Genomic DNA, 408 nt, shown 5'->3' with positions numbered 1-408 from the left:
CTTCGTAATCTTGCCCTGGTGGGCTGCACCATCTGGGTCTTTTACTTTTAATTCATCTTCTCTGAATACAACATCAAGAACCCAATGAAGCTGGTTTTCAACCAGCCAATGCTCTCTGATTGTTCGAGCTGCAAGTTCAACGTCAACCTCTAATGAGCTAACATACCAACGTGAATCTCTCGTTCCTTTTCCATTGCAAGTGCGCTCACTTGCCACTTCAATAAAGCTTTTTATATGAGGCCACTTTTCTTTCAGTTCAGGCGGAAGATTTGCCTCTACCTGCATGATATTCCGTAAGCGTGTCATGAACACCGCATTCTAATCTTTCAGCACGAAGAATAAGATCAACTCTCCAACCCAAAGGAGAGTTGAAATGGCAAAACGACGTACCAACCTAGAATGGCAATC

Annotated in this window: 1 pseudogene; it reads right to left on the bottom strand. The window is 43.4% G+C overall.

What is annotated here, in order from left to right:
* Positions 1-294: pseudogene (locus AB4209_RS22290) on the bottom strand (ISAs1 family transposase); the annotation flags it as partial.
* Positions 295-408: the final 114 nt, after the last annotated feature.

This window comes from Vibrio sp. 10N.286.48.C11 (assembly GCF_041469805.1).
Lineage (GTDB): Bacteria > Pseudomonadota > Gammaproteobacteria > Enterobacterales > Vibrionaceae > Vibrio > Vibrio crassostreae_C.
This window is presented reverse-complemented; position numbering and strand designations above follow the sequence as displayed.